Here is a 16,013-nt window from a genome sequence, read left to right as displayed (position 1 = left end):
AACCTGACGCACCTGACGCACCTGACGCACCTGACGCACCTGACGCACCTGACGCACCTGACGCACCTGACGCACCTGACGCACCTGACGAGCCAACCGAACCCGATTCGATCATCACCCGTGGCCGAACCGCGTCTGCCAGCGACAGAAGCCCTGTCCGGCTGGCTGGGCGTCTCTGCGCATCAGCCATGCACATGGCGAACCTCTCCACTGGCCTCCACTCCCCAGGCGCAGATGGCATTGTAGTGGTAGTAGGCGTTCTGTCCCTTGGCGGCCAGCAGTTCCTGACGCCGGGGTTGAACGGCTCCAGTCTCGTCCGTGGCCCGACTCATCAGCACGCAGTGGCGACCATCCCAGTGCCAGGGCAAACGGAACCGCGTCAATGCCTTGTCCAGCACCGGCTCCTGCAGGATGGCGGCCGTCCAGTGTCGACCACCGTCAGCGCTGAGTTCCACACCTGCAATCCGGCCAGCACCGCTCCAGGCCAGACCACGAACCTCATGCACCCCTGCGGCTGCCAGTTGTTGCCCGGCAGAAGGAGCGGTAATGAGGGACTTGACGCCCATGGTAAAGGTCATGCGATCCGCCACGCCATCGCCGTGCAGATCGGTATAGCTGACGGTATCGAAGCGAGACCACAGAGGCTCGCTGGACAGTGTCAGCGAACGCAGCCATTTCACATTGAGAATGCCTTCCCAACCCGGTACCACCAGGCGTGCCGGATAACCGTTCTCGGGGCGTAATGCTTCTCCGTTCTGATACAAGGCCACCAACACATCGTCCAGGCATTTGCCAAGCGGCAGGCTGACGCTGACGCCTGACGCGTCCAGACCATCGGCAATCAGCCATCGTCTGTCAGCGCCGATGCCGGCCTCGTGCAACAGCCGCGACAATGGCACCCCGGTCCACTCGCACCCGGACAGCAGACCATGCAGATGACCCGCGGCGGCCTGCACCGGCTCGGGGTTCCACAGTGCATTGCTGTTGCCGCCGCACTCGATGAAGGTGATGCGCGACTGCAGCGGGTAGCGACGCAGGTCTTCCAGACCGAATGTCAGGGTACCCGCCGTGCCACCACCCAGGCGCAATGACCACTGCGCCGCATCGACGGCTGGCACACCATTGTGGTGACGCTCGAAATGCAGGCCATTGGGCGTGATCGTACCTTCCATCCGGTGCAGGGGCGTCCAGCTGACTCCTTCTCCCGCCTGTGCCGGATTGGCCGACATCCAGCGTATGGTTTCACGCTCCTGTGGTGATGGCTGACCATAGTTAGAGAATCCGGTACCCGGTGTTTTCCAGCTGTCCGGTATCGAGTCGGCCGACACGGGGGTGGCACCTGCCCCCAACAGACCAAGACCGCCCAGACGCAGCAGGGAACGACGTCTTCCAGCCGAGGGCCGAAGCAGTTCAGGCGGTGTGGCTATCGGTGTTTTCATGGCAAGCGACTCCGGGCGGTATCCTGCGGTGCGGCAGGGCCGCTGGCACCAAGCAGCTCGGACAGCAGGTCGATCAGCAACTGCGGCTGGTCGGCATGAACATGATGACCACTGTTCTCCGCCACGATCAATCGCCCCTGGCGACTGATGCTCGCCAGATCCCGTTGCAGCTCGTTCCAGATGGTCGTCTTTCCAGCACCATCGCTTTCCCCTGCGTACAGATCCACACCGCGGCGAACGACAAGCACCGGATAATCCACCAGGTGGCGAGCTGCACCCACTTGCTCCGCCGAGCGCCTGAAGCTGGCCATTTCAGCGTGCAGGGCTGCATAGGTCTTGCGCTGCCGGGCATGCAGACGCATTCTCTGACGGACCGAGGACGGCAGGGAATCCGGAATGGAGGCGGGTGATACGAAAAAATGCCTGCCACTGGGCATCATCTTCCTGCCCTGTGACGTTTCCAGCCGATGCAGCTGATCTTCATGTGAGGCGTCCACCAGTACCATGGCCAGCATATCGGCCTCGCGCAACATGGCCAGCAATCTGACAATAAATCCGCCGAAGGAATGCCCCACCAGTATCAAGGGCCCGCCAACGCCCAGAGCATCCAGCAGCTGATCCGCCTCGGCAGCCAGATGCCGGGCATCACGCGTCTGCGGTGATGGATCGCTGCGACCGTAGCCAGCGCGGTCATAGACACAGCTTCGGGCTTGCGGCGCCAGCGCAGACTGTATCGCCGACCACTCCAGTGAACTGCCGCCCAAACCCGCTTCGAACAGAATCGTGACCTCACCGCTGCCACGACAATCGGCATGCAGGGAGAAACCTTCCAGTGCGACTCGCAGATTCGATTCCGACAATGCAATCACGGTACCATCTGCCTGAGCGCCTGCTTCTGCCTCGTCCAACGCAATGAGGGGGGGTGGGTCCGTATCGGATTCGGCAGCGACAGCAAACGCGCTGGCGGCCAGACCGAGACTGGCAGACAGCAAGAGCAGACTGACCGACCTTGCACAGTTCCAGCAGATGACGCTCGGCGACTTGTGCAGCGCCTGCGCATCACCGTTCATGGCAGGAACTGCGCTATATCCCTCAGTACATCGCTGAGAGTTTCTTCCAGCTCGACGGGTTGATCACACAGTGAGCGAATGGCATGTTCTCGCTGATCATAGACGCGTTCGTGCCATTTCAGCGTTGCGAGCAAGTCAGCGTGTTCAGGTGGCAGGCTTTGCGCCGCCCCATCGCTGCCATTGCCACTGTCAAGCAGGCTGATCCGGTTGAGTGTCTCTTCGATCTGCCCCGCGATCTCGATCTGTTGACGGGTATAGCGCTTGATGCCTCGAATGTACTGCTGACGAACTCCATTGGTGACATCCAGTACACCAACGGCAAGCAGACTCAGCTGCCGCTCCTTCTCGGCCTCCGGCACGCTGGCTGCAAACGCCTCTACCTGCTGCTGCTCCACAGTGGTGTAGCTTGCGAGATCTCCCAGTTCTTCAGCCAGTTGACGCAGCTCGTCATTCTCTCGCCACTGCTCATGCATGCCCTCCTCCACCGGCAATGGCCACATCACCGCCGGGGACACCTCCATCACCAGGCGCTGGATGCAGGGCCATTCGGGATCAGCCTCCTGTGACAGGGCATTGCCCGAAAACACCCCGCAGAAGACCAGGGCCCCCAGCAACGTACAATGTCGGAAGAGGCTGGCAGGATGCGACAGGTGCCGTTTCACGGCCGAACCACCACGCCCCAGGGCAATCGGCCGACCTTCACCGACTTCAGCACTTTCTGTTTTTCCAGATCAATGACCGAGACATCACCACCAACCCCATTGGTGGTGAACAGACGATCCTGATCCGGTGAAAACTCCATGTTCCACACTCTTGGCCCCACCAGCAGGTACTTTTCCACTTCGTAGCTTTGCATGTCGACAATCGCCACGCGCGCAGAGGGTCCCAGAGCCACATACGCCTTGTTGCTGCCATCGGTGGAGAGCTTGATGCCCACCGGCTGAATGGTCTCCGGTGGCAGACCACGCACCTCGAAGCTCAGCTTGTGCTTGATCTCCCTGCTCTGTGCATCGATGACGGACACGGTGCCACCGATTTCGGAAGACACCCAGACTTCCTTGCCATCAGCGGTGAACTGCGCCACTCGAGGTCGAGTGTCCACCAGCACATTGGCGTCGATCTCCAGCGATTCGGTGTTGATGAAGTGTGCCATGTTGGTGGTCTCGGAGGTATTCACCAACCATTGCCCATCCGGGCTCAGACCGATTCCCTCGGGCTCGATACCTACGGGAATCTCGACAATCTTGCGCCGTTCCTCCACGTCCACCACCGTGACCAGGTTGTCGTCCTCATTGGCTATGTACAGACGTTGACCATCCGGACTCAGCGCCATGAGTTCCGGATCCGGTCCAGATGGCAGGGTGTGAGTCACCTTGCCGGTTTCCAGATCAAGCACCTCGACATGGTCATCGTCACTGGTACACATGTACAAGCGACTGCCATCATGACTCAGCACGATGCCCCTGGGACGCTGTCCTACCTCGATCGTGTCGATCACCTCCAGCGACTCACCATCAATGACACTGATCGTGTTGTCCTTCTCGTTCGAGACATAGACCGTGTAGGCCATTGCCTGGCTTGCAGAGGCCAGCAATACAACAGCCGTGACGATGGGGCGACTCCTTGCAAACATGTTCATTCCTCCACACTTCGTTGAAACTGCGTACAGGAGGATTCAGGCTCATCAACGCCCAGCGTATCCAGTTCGCTGACCTGATGCAGGAATCCTTCCTGGGGCGACACACTTACCAGCATGCGCGGAGCTGCCAGCAGCACCGGTTGGCGCAACTGACCATTCCAGGTTCTGAACGACAGGGGCACGCCCTTGAAGCCTGCCAGTTTGAAATCATTCGACAACAGATAGGAGCGCAAGTCGTTGACATCGGCCGATCCGGTTTTGGTGACTCCCTCGGCAATGGCTCGCATGGCCGCCCAGGCACTGTAGTCACGAGGGGTCATGAAGCGATTGGCCAGCTTCTCGAAACGTCGCTGAATCTGCGTGGCACCCCATTGCTCCTGAGTGCGATCCCAGGCCGTTGGCACCAACCCCTGTGTGCCCGCAACCGGTCGGGGGTCAGTCATGTGGTAACTGAAATACTCGCCGAATTCGTCCAGTTCATCGGCCAGCAATACCACGTCGTGATCACTGAATCGGCTGAACACCGGAATTTCCTGCTGGACACTGTGGTGACCGGAATCACTGCGGCGCGCGCCGGGTATGGCCGTCCAGCGCTTGTCCTCGACGATATCCAGGCCAAAGCGCGTTACGGAATGGCTCAGTGCATCGGCGAACAACTGATCCTCGGGATGCCTCCCGGTTACCAGTACCAGTTCATCCCAGCGCTTCCAGGACAGATACTGAATCAGTGCATCGGCCAGCATGGCGCGGCTGGGCGCAACATGCAGCAGATTGGCCCGGCAATCCTGATCGCGCAGACGCGTGTCCCTGGCCCGGACATTGAACAGCAGTGACTCCGCATAGGCGTCTGCCAGTGCCAGCAGATCATCAGCCTGCAGATCGGCGACCAGCAAGGTTCGCCCCTGTTCGATAAAGGGCTTGACCTGTGCAACGATATCGTCGTCCTCGGCAACAATCAGACTCTCCATGGAGTAGTCGTGCCCCAGAAAACCGCCGGTCGTCTTGTTATCGTTCAATCCCAGACGAGCCCCCGACACACCATTGTCTTCAGCGGGTTCGTCCAGCAACGACAATGGTATCGGCTCCGGCAGATCCCTGGCGATGTAAAGGATCGGCACCGGCAGAGGATCCTGCTGGGCAGCGTGCAGTGGAGCGAAGGCGCTTGCCACACAGACGAACAGACACGATGACAACCATGGAAGTCGGGTCAGTTCCTGTTTGAACCATCGCATATCCAGACCCTCGACGCGTTGCTCAGCGGATGATGAAGGTGGCTTTCTGCGTCTCGCCGGTGGTTCCGGGAATACGCAGTTCGTAGGTACCCGGACGAATGGCAATGAACTTCAACGTCGCCGTGCCCTCATCATCGAATTCCAGACTATCCATGCCCAGCGGCCGGATCTCGATGTCGTTGATGACCACTTCATCCATCCAGACATTGCGAAAAAAACCCGACCCTGCCACAGCGAGCTCAGCCGATCCATCACAGACGATATCGATGGAATAGTATTTTCCGGACTCCAGCTCATAGGCCTTGCTCGCCAGCGGCATGCCGGATGACAGCGTGATGGGCTCCAGATCCGTGGCACCACCGGTCAACAGACCAGCCTGCGCATGTACGGCAGATGCCCAGAGACTGCTGGCCAGAAACAGTCCTTTCAATAATACAAACCTGCTCATTGCTTCTCCTCTCATCGACTTTCACGTTCCTTGAGTTGATTCTTGCTACTTGATGGCCTGTCGCTGACCGGCTGCGGGTGTCAGGACTTCCGTATCGAAGTCCTCGAACAACCAGTCTTCGATTCCGTCCGCGAACCAGTAAACGCGTGTGTAGCCGTACTCGACAGCACGCTTGGCGGTGTTCCAGGACATCCAGCAATCCGTCCGACAATAGAAGACCATAGGATGGTCACTCCGCCCTTCGCTGATGCTCTCCAGATGCCTGCGCAGATAGTTCTCCGTGATCTCTGACAAAACACCGTAACCGACATCAGGCAACCACACTGCACCGGCGATACCGCGATGCTCAACCGGAAACCAGACTTGTCCTTCTGGCAGGTCATCCGGCTTGCGGTGTTCGGGAATGACGTCGATGACGGCAGCACCATCTTGCATCATCAGGCGATGCACATCAACAGCTGTTACCCGCTGCGCACCCGACAGGGTATCGGGCACTTCACTATCGTAACGTTCAAGCCGGTAACCGGCAGGCTCCTGAACGGCCGCGAAGGCAGACAGTGAAATCGCGCACAGACTGAACAACAGAACGAGGCGGTCAGGGCGCAAGTTCCAGCAACTCCCCGCGATCATTCAGCAACGGCACGCCGTAGTCGCGCAATATGTCGTCGATTTCCGGCTGAATTCTGGCCAGCACCTCGTTGACGGCGTGTTTCCAGTCGGTTTCGTTGTAGCGCACTGCCATCGACACCCGGTAGTTCATCCTCACCCGAGGGTTCTCTTCCAGCAGCGGTGTCACGACCAGTTCCTCCGGTAACTGCCGGGCAAAGTATCCGGCGATCGGCCCCCAGATGAAGGCAACGTCGGTGTCGCCTGACGCCACATCCATCACGGCCTGCCGAGCCGGTGTATTGCGACGCGTATCCGCCAGCAGATGATAGGGTCTGGCATTGCCCAACAGTCCTTTTGCTGCCAGTACATCTGCGGGAGGCGTACCGGCCACAATGCCAAGCGTCAGCGATTTCAACCGCGGGTCACTCATGGAGGTAATCGACTCTCCCAGCGAGCGAAGATGCACGATGGAGTAGGCCGAATGGTAGTAGGGATTGGTGTTCTGTACGGTTTCGCTGGTGGTGGTAATACCTGATATGAGATCGCATTGCCGCAAACGCAGCGTGTTGCGCACAAAGCCGGTGGATTGCGGGAACCAGGTGTAGCGAACGTCCCGACCCAATTCGCGCGCGATCAACTGCACGATGCGGTTCTCGAATCCCTCTTCGGCCTCATTGGAAAAAGGCAGATTGCTCGGATCTGCACAAACACGCAGATGCGCCGTGGTCAAGGCCTGCCTCCCCGACGTTGCAGCCAGGGAAGTGCCGCAGACCGACAAACCCAGAATCATGACAAGCACGACCCCGTGACAGCCACCCATGTGAAAAAGACGAGAGTACTTGCGTAGCGTGCAGAGCATCGACATGATCACAGCGCTGCTTGCCTGCTACTTGGGAATCCGTTCCGGACGCCCCGCACCCAGACCACCATTGGCTCTGGCTGTCAGATAGCGATAGATGTCGTCCAGATGCTTGGTCACGTTCTTGTCGTTGGCAAACGGCGGCATGGCATTGACGGCACCCGATGCATCCTTGACCTCACGCCCTTCCATGACGGTTTTCTTGAAAGTGGCATAGTCCATGGTCTTCAGGGACTCTGTCAGTGATGGAGCAAAACTGCTGCCGGCTGCATCCTGTCCATGGCAGGCATGGCAGGTACCGTGAAATCGTCGATAACCATTGTAGGTTCCCTTGTCCACCTTGCCGTTCTCGATGACGTATTGCGGCGCTTCACCTTCAGAGGCGGTGGCCAGAATCGGCATCAGAAAGGAGACACACAAGGCGATCGCTCGGACTTTGTTCATGAGGTGTTCTGTTGATCGTTTTCAGCGTTAGTCAAGCAATCCCGAGCAGCCCGGGCAGCAATACCCGGGGCTGACCGGACTGCAGTGTCAGCATGGTCCTGAGGGCAAAACGGCTTCCTGCTACGACCCGGTGATGAAGCTCATGTCGGTCGGCAGCGAGGACAACCGTTTTGCCCTGCTTTGCTTCGCCTACAGGGCGAAGACCGTCAGCACACCACCCAGTGAGGTATAGCTGGAGAGTGACTTGTAGGCGCCCACTGCTCCCAGACCATCGGTATCACCGGTGAGCCCGGCGGCAAAGCCGATACCGGCCCATCCACCGAGTCCGGACAGAACACCGATATACTGTTTGCCCTTGTGCTCCCAGGTCGTCACGTTGCCGATGATGCTCGACGGTGTCTTGAAGCGATAGAGCTCTTCACCGGTTTCCGCATGAATGGCTTTCAGATGACCTTCCAGCGTGCCGTAGAAAACGACGTTACCGGCCGTGGCCAGAGCGCCACTCCAGACGGAAAACGCTTCGGGAATGGACCATTTGATCTCACCCTTGGCAGCATCCCAGGCAATGAAATTACCCAGATTGTTGGTGCCATCTCCGGTTACCTTGCCTCCCGGGAACATGGACAGAGTGGCGCCGACATACGGCTGACCTGCGGTGTATTCGACTTCGAACGGCTCGTAATCCATGCACACATGATTCGTGGGCACGTAGAACAGATTGGTCTCGGGCGAATAGGCAGCAGGCTGCTGGTCCTTGGTTCCCAGAGCGGCGGGACAGATATTCGTGGAATTGACGTCTTCGCCATTCTGATGAGTACTGTATTCCGCAACCACCTGTGGACGGCCGGTCTTCATGTCGATATGCGAAGCCCAGTTCACGGCAGGGTCGAACTTCTCGGCAACCAGCAACTCACCAGTTACACGATCCATGGTGTAGCCGAATCCGTTGCGGTCGAAGTGAACCAGTGTCTTGCGCGTTTCACCCTCGATATCCTGATCCACCAGGATCATCTCGTTGACCCCGTCATAATCCCACTCATCATGTGGTGTCATCTGATAGACCCACTTGGCCATGCCGGTGTCGATGTCTCTGGCAAAGATCGTCATCGACCAGCGATTGTCACCGGGTCGCTGTACCGGGTTCCAGGTGCTGGGATTACCGGTACCGTAGTAGATGAGATTCAACTCGGGGTCGAACGAGAACCAGCCCCAGGTCGTACCACCACCGATTTTCCACTGGTCACCTTCCCAGGTAGCCATACCGGAATCGACACCTACCGGCTCACCCAGGTGAGTGGTGTTCTCCGGATCCATCAGGGTCTGGTCATCCGGGCCGGTTGAATACCCACGCCACGCCAGGGAGCCATCGTCAATGTTGTAGGCAGTGATGTGGCCTTGTACGCCGAACTCCCCCCCTGAGATGCCCAGGAAAACCTTGTCGTTGTAGACCATCGGTGCGGCCGTACCGGTCTCGCCCTTGCCCGGATCACCGTTCTTCACGGACCAGGCGACTTCACCAGTCTTTGCATCCAGCGCAACCAGCGTGGTATCGGCCTGGTGCAGGAAGATCTTTCCTTCACCATAGGCAAGACCACGATTGACCGTGTCGCAGCACATCACAGGGATGACCGATGGATCCTGTTTTGGCTCGTGCATCCACAGGATGCGACCTTCTTCGTTCAGATCCATGGCATACACGCGATTCGGAAACGGCGTGTGCAGGTACATGGTGTCACCGATGATCAGCGGTCCACCTTCATGGCCTCTCAGTACACCGGTCGAGAACGTCCAGACCGGTTGCAGATCCTTGGCATTGTCGGCGTTGATCTCATCCAGTGTGCTGTAGCGGGTATTGGCGTAGTCGCCGGTCTGCATCACCCAGTTTGCAGGGTTCGCAGCCAGTTCCTTGACTTCGTCATTGGCATTGCCAATCGATACTCCAGCTAGTGCAACGGCTATCGATGTCATTGCCGTCGTTCTGACAAGGTGTCTTATCATTACTCTCTCCACGATTGATTGAGAAATACTCAAACTGCTCAGAACAATCGGCGTTCCGCTTCGGCATTGGTGTCGACAGAGCATGCCTATGGACTCCACAAGCCCGCTGATGATGCATTCGGCTCGCAAATTCAAGGGCTTTTGATTGTCAGTCTTCATGGAACGCCACCGGGAGATGGCCACACAAGCGACTTGCATATGGGCGGGAGCATCTGTTTCCCGCTAGCCGTACAAGAGGTGAAATTCTCCCTGTATCCAAATGTACTGGTCACCTGAAAGTCTGACGCCTTCATGGTTTTGACCAGTTACATACAAACTACACCTGAATTCAAAACGGGGTCAATACGAAACGGCGGGTTCAATCACGAAATATACTTGTACCTTAGGCCCATACGGAGCCACTCGGCCAGCTCATCGAAACAACAGCAGCAGGTGGCAGATGAACAGATCGCGGATCAGCTACTCCCATTCAAGCTCTGTATAGGCCTTGGTGACGTTGCCGGGATGCACCTGCTCATACAGCTGCCAGTGGTGCCCCGAAGCCCGCTGCAGTCCGTTGTCGATGGCTTCCGACAAGGTGTTGCCGCGTTCTATCTGACCAGTCACATCCTGTCGCAATCTCTGTAGATATTGCAATTGCGGTGCAGCAACCTCCTGCCAGCTGCCCGGCTTTCCATGTCCCGGCACGACCAGGGAATAATCTTCTTCCGCCAGGCGTTGCATGACGTCCAGCCAACCAGGCAAGCTGCCGTCGAGAGAAGGTGTTCGCTGCGCAAACAGCAGATCCGAGGCAAACAGGGTGTTGCTGAGGCTGTCCAGAACGCTCAGGTCGTTATCGGTATGCGCTGTGGGATAAGCGGTGAGCAACAGATTCCTGCCACCGAGATCCAGGCTCAGCACCTCCTCGACCAGAACATCCGGTAAACGCAAGGCCTTGCTGCGATCCGCATCGAACAGCTCCGGATAACGACTCAGGTAGAAGTCTCCGCGCTGTGCCAGAGCACGTGGATAGTTGGCATGCGCAACCACTGTCACCTCTTCGGAAAATACCGAAACCGCGGCCATGTGGTCAGGGTGTATATGGGTCAGAATCACCCATTTCACCGGTAATCGGGTCTGCGCCTCGATGGCTTGCAGCAACAGCAGACCGTTGCGCGTGCTACCGCCGGGATCGACGACTGCCACAGCATCGCTACCGACAATGAAAGCGCTGTTGACGATGTCACCATGGTTGGCAGCACTCATATCCTCGTTGAGCCCCAGATGCAGATGGACACCTTCGGCCACTTCGGAGAACGTGTAATCATCATCGACCGCATGAGCCACAGGCCATGTCAGCCACAGGCATGTCAATGCCACGCAGCGCGCTGCGCTCGGTACCGAGAATATCTTCCTGCCTGTCCACATGTCCTGCCCTCTCCCTGTCTGTTGGTCGCTTTTGCCTGTCCTGCTATTCGCTGTATTCGCTGTATTCGCTGTATTCGCTGTATTCGCAGCATTCGCAGCATTCGCAGCATTCGCAGCATTCGCAGCATTCGCAGCATTCGCAGCATTCGCTTGTCATCAAACAGAATACGATAACTTGACTTTGACAACGGTAGAACACTACCGTAAGCCGACAAACAACATCGGGAGATTCACGCCAACATGAAGTCAGTTTCGGCCTTGCCTCCTTCTCGCATGACACGCTTCAGCGCCGTCGTACTGTTGTCTGTTCTGCTGTGTCTGGGTCCGGCCAATGCATTTGATCAGCTGAGCCAGGCACAATCGCTGATCTACGACACGTCGCATCTGGCCAATACCCACGAAGGCCAGCAGATCGACTATCGTTACGAATCCATCGACACGGGCGACGCCAGACTTCAGGACAAGACTACCCTGACCGTCAGCAAGACTCTGCCGGAGGACCGTCGCGATGTCGAAGTGAACTTCCTCAGTGCGGAGCGACACATGGCGCTTCCACCCTTCCAGGGTTATCGTGGCAATCCCGTCATCATCGCCATGCTGGAGCACATCGCACAGTCGATGGGCTCGGATACCGGCGGGGGCGCCTTGTACTTTCGCAACCGGATTCGCGACGCCCTGGCCGATGCGGAGCTGACCGTCGAGGAAAGTGAAGCAAGCTACGCCGGTAGCCAGCTGAATACCCGCAAGCTGACGTTCCGCCCGTTTATGAATGACACCTTTCTCGGCGGCGATTCATCGTTCTATCGCAATACCGAGTTCTCCATTCGATTCAGCGACCAGGTACCCGCCGGGGTCCTGGCCATCACCGTACACGCCGAGTCTGATGAAGCACTGTTCCATCGACAATTGAGCCTGGAATGACAAACGCCATGACCATCAGGACCTCCCCGCCACATTCTCTGTGGCGCTGCCTCTCCATCACCGGTTCGCTGCTGGCCCTGCTGTGCACTTCGGTAGCCGCCCACGCCGAGGAATGCAAGGCCACCACCCATGACTACCCGACAGCTGCCATAGCCGATTACGTTCTCGGTTGCATGGCGGCCAATGGCAACAGTTTCGAATCGCTGCACCAATGCTCCTGCAGCATCGATTATATTCGCGAGCGCATGAGCTTCGAGGACTACGAAAAAATTCAGACAATCATGCAGGTACAGCAGAATCGTGGGCAGCGAGGCCTGTTCTATCGGGATTCCAACTGGGCCAAGGAGCGTGTGGACGCGCTGCTTGGCATTCAGGCCGAGTCCACTCTGCGCTGCTTCTGAGCGTGGCGCCAGAGCGTCATGAGCGGCTCATCGAGGCCGATTTTTCGTAATGATTGCCTTTTGAATCCATGGCAATGACGCTCAGTGTTTTCGCCTTGCGTCCGGCTTCGAAGGCAAGTCGGACAACCGGGTTTTCGCTCATCGAGAAATTGGTTTCGATGTCCAGTATCCGCACGCCATCCAGCTCGGCCACGATATTGTTGACGTAGAATGCCGGAATGTAGTTCCTGGATACCTGATCGAACTGCATGCCGGAATTGTTCGGATGACTGATCTTGATGACGGCTTCCGAATACGGCAGCTCATCACTGTCGTTCACTTCGTCAAGCAACAGTTTCATCTTGCCGGCGCGCGCCATGGCTGCATCCATGTCGGACAACGCCGGTGCTGAACAGCCACCTGATGCCTTCACGAAGCGTTCGCTCATGTGCAGCTCGCCATTGTCCAGAACAGCCACGGCCCGGACATGTGTGTATTCGTTGATGCGAATCCGCGTTTCCAGCGCATGCCAGTACCCGGCCTCCTCGGTGAAACGAAAAATGCCGGCCAGAGGCAAAGGATTCTGGTCGACAAACAGATAAAGCTCACGAATCTGCCGATGTCCGTCGACAGCGGTAATCGTGATGGGTACCGTTGCCGCATCGTAGGCACGCTTCGGGGCATCGAGGGACACCAGTTCATCACCGGTATGCACAACCGTGTCACCGAAGTAGGATCGCTTCAGCTGCTGCCAGCGTTCGTCCTGTGCCTCGGCATGGCTCATGCCCAGTACAACGACCAGCAACATGACAAGCCCGAGTCTCAGGGAAAATGCCTGTTTCATTGCGCGTTTCAACATGATCGCCTCCAGGTGCCTGCCGATCACGGACATCGTTTGACATCCAGCTACCGAGAACTCACACTCGATGTGCTCTACGACAGGTTTCGCTTCATTGCTGCACAAGCTATACCACGGATGCCGCGCCGAGAACAAGAGAATGCGATGTCGATCCCGTACAGACAATGCAGTGCAAGAATGAGAGAGCCGGAGCTCTGCAGCACCCGTGTCTAGTCGTTCTCGGCACAAGGGTCAGTGGCTCTTCGGCAGCCTTTTTCTTGCACTGCCCTGTGCCTTGCTTGTCTTGTACCTCTGGCACGGGCTGCCAGCGGCCACATACACAGACGCCATGGCTACCGGGCAGTACCAGCGGGCCGCCAGGCTGCTGCAGCCGGAGATCCTTCGCAACAACCCTCAGGCGCACAATTCGCTGGCCAATCTGCATTACCTGGGTCTCGGCGTGGAGCGCGACTATCGCAGGGCGGCACTGCTCTATCACGCGGCCGCCGCCCGGGGGTTTGCCGCTGCACAACTCAATCTGGGTCATCTCTACAGGCAGGGCCTGGGGGTCGACAAGGACATTGAACGCTCCTACGCCTGGTATGTCCACGCCGACATTGCCGGAAGTCCGTTGGCTGAATACTATCTGTCCCGCTTGTCCGCCGAACTGACGCTGACGCCACTGCAGATGCAGAGCATTCGCGAACGCTGGCAGACACTCGAACAGCTCTCGGCAGAAGCCTTGTGAACAGACACCGTGCCAGTCAGAGCGCTCACCAGTACCCACACCTGCAGGTCTGGCTGCTGCTGATCAGCCTGACGGGCTTCGGCGTGTATGTCCTGCACGATCTGCGCTACCTGTCGCTGGTCGTGTCACTGGATCGCAGCTTCATGGCCTCACTGACCCTCACGCTGCTGCTGATCGCCACGGCACATTGCGGTTGGCATGTGGCGTTGTTGAGCAGTCATATTGCTCAACTGCAGCGTTGGCTGAATGACTCTGTCTCGAGGGACGATGACGTCTGCCTCGCATCCGGCCCTTCTGCATCCTTCCTGCGAACCTGGTTCGAGGATTTACAGGATATTCCCGTGACCGCGGACGCCAGTGTTCGCGATGGTCTGGTGGAAATCACCGCCGAGCGTTTCAGAAGCATCGTGGACCTCGGCTGGTTTTTCGTCGATCTGTCAATCCGATTGGGCCTGCTGGGTACCATCATCGGTTTCATGCTGATCTTCGCATCCCTGACAGACATCAGTATCGAAGGAGGCGATGAACTGCAGACACTGCTGATTGCCATGAGCGGCGGCATGGGCACGGCCCTGCTGACAACGCTCACCGGACTGGTCACAGCCAGCGTTCTGAGCGTCCAGTATCTGGTGCTGGATCGTGCCAGTGAACAGCTGAATGCCTTGCTGTTGCGCGTCAGCCATCGCTACCGCGCCATTCCCGACTCGGCTGACCCGACCAGTCGTCCCCGGGTGCCGCTGCCTGAAGCCGACTCTCATGTGCGCAGTGTCGCGCACGAGCAGACCCCGCCGGGTTCGTCGTGAGACGCACCGCTCGTCGCGGCTACCGTGCTTCGATGGCCGGATCGGATCCGTTCACCGACCTGCTGTTCAACATATTGCTGGGTTTCATCCTGCTGTTCTTTCTGGCCATTCTGTTCATCAATCCCGATGAACAGACTGGCAAGATCGATATCGACGCACAGTATGTGATCACTGTCAGCTGGCCGGACAACAGTCCGGACGATGTCGATACCTGGATAGAGGATCCTGATGGCAACACTGTCTGGTTCCGCAATCGCAGCAGCAACCTGGTACACCTGGATCGGGATGACCGCGGTTTGCTCAACGATACGTTGCTGATCAACGGACAGGAGGTGCAGAACCCGCTGAATCAGGAGGTGGCAGCCATTCGCGGAGTACTTCCCGGAGAATACGTGGTGAACGTGCACTACTACCAGAGCGAGACTGCAACACCGGTTCCGGTATGGGTCAAAGTGGCCAAGGTCAACCCGGTGTATACCGTTGCATACTATGGTGTAACGACACTGGAGAGTGAAGGAGACGAACAGACGGCCGTGCGCTTCACGATAGCCGCAAATGGCAACATCAACGCCATCAACCAGCTACCGAAACGACTCGTTCCACGATAGACCACACCGCCGGGATATCACCGTCCGTCGGTCATGGGAGATTCCGATACCACAATTCGACACCACAGCACTGATCATCGCGTATATCGCCCTGGCGACGCTATTGCTGGGATTCAACCTGTATTCCAGCTGGAACTGGATGGTCAAGAGCATTGCCAACATCGTCATGGTGTTGTTCTTTGCCGTGGTCTATCACTCATGGCCCGGCCTCCTCGGCTGGCCGACGGATCGGGACCTGCCAGCGCAGTTCTATCTGCACGCCGTGAATGTTGCCGAACCTGATCGGATCTACCTGTGGGGCACCGAATTCCGCCAGGGTCTGGCTCAGACACGACCTCGAGCCTACAGCCTGCCCTATACACCGGCATTGCATGACGAGGTCAACAAGGCTTCGCGCACACTGAAGAAGGGTTTGCCTGTCATCGCTCAGATCACATCGGCTTCCGCAACCATCACTCAAACTACAATACTGGAACAGATTCGCGACAATGAGCGCCAGATCGAATTCATCGATGCACCCCAGGGACTGATTCCAGGAAAGGATTGACCACAACCACCAGAGGCAAGCAT

General features: G+C 57.8%; 18 protein-coding genes. 6 read left to right on the top strand and 12 right to left on the bottom strand.

Features of this window, described 5'->3' with window-relative positions; genetic code table 11:
- Positions 1-182: 182 nt before the first annotated feature.
- The 11 genes from soxC to ACUNV4_RS24635 all read right to left on the bottom strand — a co-directional run bounded on the left by soxC (position 183) and on the right by ACUNV4_RS24635 (position 11,145).
- Complete coding sequence (soxC, locus tag ACUNV4_RS24685; protein ID WP_430881314.1) at positions 183-1,439, bottom strand: sulfite dehydrogenase; 1,257 nt, start codon at positions 1,437-1,439, stop codon at positions 183-185.
- On the bottom strand, positions 1,436-2,509 hold the full coding sequence (locus ACUNV4_RS24680) for an alpha/beta fold hydrolase (RefSeq protein ID WP_430881313.1): 1,074 nt from the start codon (positions 2,507-2,509) through the stop codon (positions 1,436-1,438). Before ACUNV4_RS24680 ends, soxC begins: the two co-directional genes overlap by 4 nt.
- Positions 2,506-3,171, bottom strand: a complete 666-nt coding sequence (locus tag ACUNV4_RS24675; RefSeq protein WP_430881312.1) for a hypothetical protein — start codon at positions 3,169-3,171, stop codon at positions 2,506-2,508. The genes ACUNV4_RS24680 and ACUNV4_RS24675 overlap by 4 nt, the downstream gene beginning before the upstream one ends.
- The gene (locus tag ACUNV4_RS24670) at positions 3,168-4,142 is read right to left on the bottom strand and encodes a YVTN family beta-propeller repeat protein (protein WP_430881311.1); all 975 of its coding nucleotides are present in this window, start codon (positions 4,140-4,142) and stop codon (positions 3,168-3,170) included. The genes ACUNV4_RS24675 and ACUNV4_RS24670 overlap by 4 nt, the downstream gene beginning before the upstream one ends.
- 2 nt (positions 4,143-4,144) lie before the next feature.
- Positions 4,145-5,380 (bottom strand): ABC transporter substrate-binding protein, encoded by a 1,236-nt coding sequence (locus ACUNV4_RS24665; RefSeq protein ID WP_430881310.1) that lies wholly within the window; start codon positions 5,378-5,380, stop codon positions 4,145-4,147.
- A gap of 22 nt (positions 5,381-5,402) precedes the next feature.
- Positions 5,403-5,828, bottom strand: coding sequence for a hypothetical protein (locus ACUNV4_RS24660; protein ID WP_430881309.1), 426 nt, complete (start codon positions 5,826-5,828; stop codon positions 5,403-5,405).
- A gap of 45 nt (positions 5,829-5,873) precedes the next feature.
- On the bottom strand, positions 5,874-6,434 hold the full coding sequence (locus ACUNV4_RS24655; protein ID WP_430881308.1) for a rhodanese-like domain-containing protein: 561 nt from the start codon (positions 6,432-6,434) through the stop codon (positions 5,874-5,876).
- The gene (locus ACUNV4_RS24650) at positions 6,424-7,302 is read right to left on the bottom strand and encodes a substrate-binding domain-containing protein (protein ID WP_430881307.1); all 879 of its coding nucleotides are present in this window, start codon (positions 7,300-7,302) and stop codon (positions 6,424-6,426) included. The genes ACUNV4_RS24655 and ACUNV4_RS24650 overlap by 11 nt, the downstream gene beginning before the upstream one ends.
- A gap of 21 nt (positions 7,303-7,323) precedes the next feature.
- Positions 7,324-7,740: a c-type cytochrome gene (locus ACUNV4_RS24645; protein WP_430881306.1), complete on the bottom strand. Its 417-nt coding sequence runs from the start codon at positions 7,738-7,740 to the stop codon at positions 7,324-7,326.
- A 189-nt stretch (positions 7,741-7,929) separates the two neighbouring features.
- Positions 7,930-9,738: a methanol/ethanol family PQQ-dependent dehydrogenase gene (locus ACUNV4_RS24640; RefSeq protein ID WP_430881305.1), complete on the bottom strand. Its 1,809-nt coding sequence runs from the start codon at positions 9,736-9,738 to the stop codon at positions 7,930-7,932.
- A gap of 459 nt (positions 9,739-10,197) precedes the next feature.
- Positions 10,198-11,145, bottom strand: coding sequence for a quinoprotein relay system zinc metallohydrolase 2 (locus ACUNV4_RS24635; RefSeq protein ID WP_430881304.1), 948 nt, complete (start codon positions 11,143-11,145; stop codon positions 10,198-10,200).
- Positions 11,146-11,385: 240 nt separating this feature from the next.
- Here ACUNV4_RS24635 and ACUNV4_RS24630 point away from each other — a divergent pair, with 240 nt between their 5' ends.
- Complete coding sequence (locus ACUNV4_RS24630; RefSeq protein ID WP_430881303.1) at positions 11,386-12,066, top strand: hypothetical protein; 681 nt, start codon at positions 11,386-11,388, stop codon at positions 12,064-12,066.
- A gap of 8 nt (positions 12,067-12,074) precedes the next feature.
- The gene (locus ACUNV4_RS24625) at positions 12,075-12,467 is read left to right on the top strand and encodes a hypothetical protein (RefSeq protein ID WP_430881302.1); all 393 of its coding nucleotides are present in this window, start codon (positions 12,075-12,077) and stop codon (positions 12,465-12,467) included.
- Positions 12,468-12,483: 16 nt separating this feature from the next.
- On the opposite strand, the gene ACUNV4_RS24620 is transcribed toward ACUNV4_RS24625, so the two are convergent.
- Positions 12,484-13,305 carry a quinoprotein dehydrogenase-associated SoxYZ-like carrier gene (locus tag ACUNV4_RS24620; RefSeq protein WP_430881301.1) on the bottom strand — a complete coding sequence of 274 codons (822 nt, stop codon included), beginning with the start codon at positions 13,303-13,305 and terminating at the stop codon, positions 12,484-12,486.
- A gap of 205 nt (positions 13,306-13,510) precedes the next feature.
- On the opposite strand from ACUNV4_RS24620, the gene ACUNV4_RS24615 reads away from it, so the two are divergent.
- Genes ACUNV4_RS24615 through ACUNV4_RS24600 form a run of 4 tightly spaced genes read left to right on the top strand, consistent with a single transcriptional unit; the run spans position 13,511 to position 15,990 of the window.
- Positions 13,511-14,032, top strand: coding sequence for a tetratricopeptide repeat protein (locus tag ACUNV4_RS24615; protein ID WP_430881300.1), 522 nt, complete (start codon positions 13,511-13,513; stop codon positions 14,030-14,032).
- Positions 14,029-14,835 carry a MotA/TolQ/ExbB proton channel family protein gene (locus tag ACUNV4_RS24610; protein WP_430881299.1) on the top strand — a complete coding sequence of 269 codons (807 nt, stop codon included), beginning with the start codon at positions 14,029-14,031 and terminating at the stop codon, positions 14,833-14,835. The genes ACUNV4_RS24615 and ACUNV4_RS24610 overlap by 4 nt, the downstream gene beginning before the upstream one ends.
- Before the next feature lie 32 nt (positions 14,836-14,867).
- A complete protein-coding gene (locus ACUNV4_RS24605; protein WP_430881298.1) occupies positions 14,868-15,443 on the top strand; it encodes a hypothetical protein in 576 nt (191 codons plus the stop codon).
- Entirely contained in the window at positions 15,391-15,990 is a 600-nt protein-coding gene (locus ACUNV4_RS24600; protein ID WP_430881297.1) for a hypothetical protein, read from the top strand. The genes ACUNV4_RS24605 and ACUNV4_RS24600 overlap by 53 nt, the downstream gene beginning before the upstream one ends.
- The last annotated feature ends 23 nt before the right edge of the window (positions 15,991-16,013 follow it).

The organism is Granulosicoccus sp. 3-233, assembly GCF_052681095.1.
Note: the sequence above shows the minus strand (reverse complement) of the source record. Positions and strands in the feature narration are given on the sequence as shown.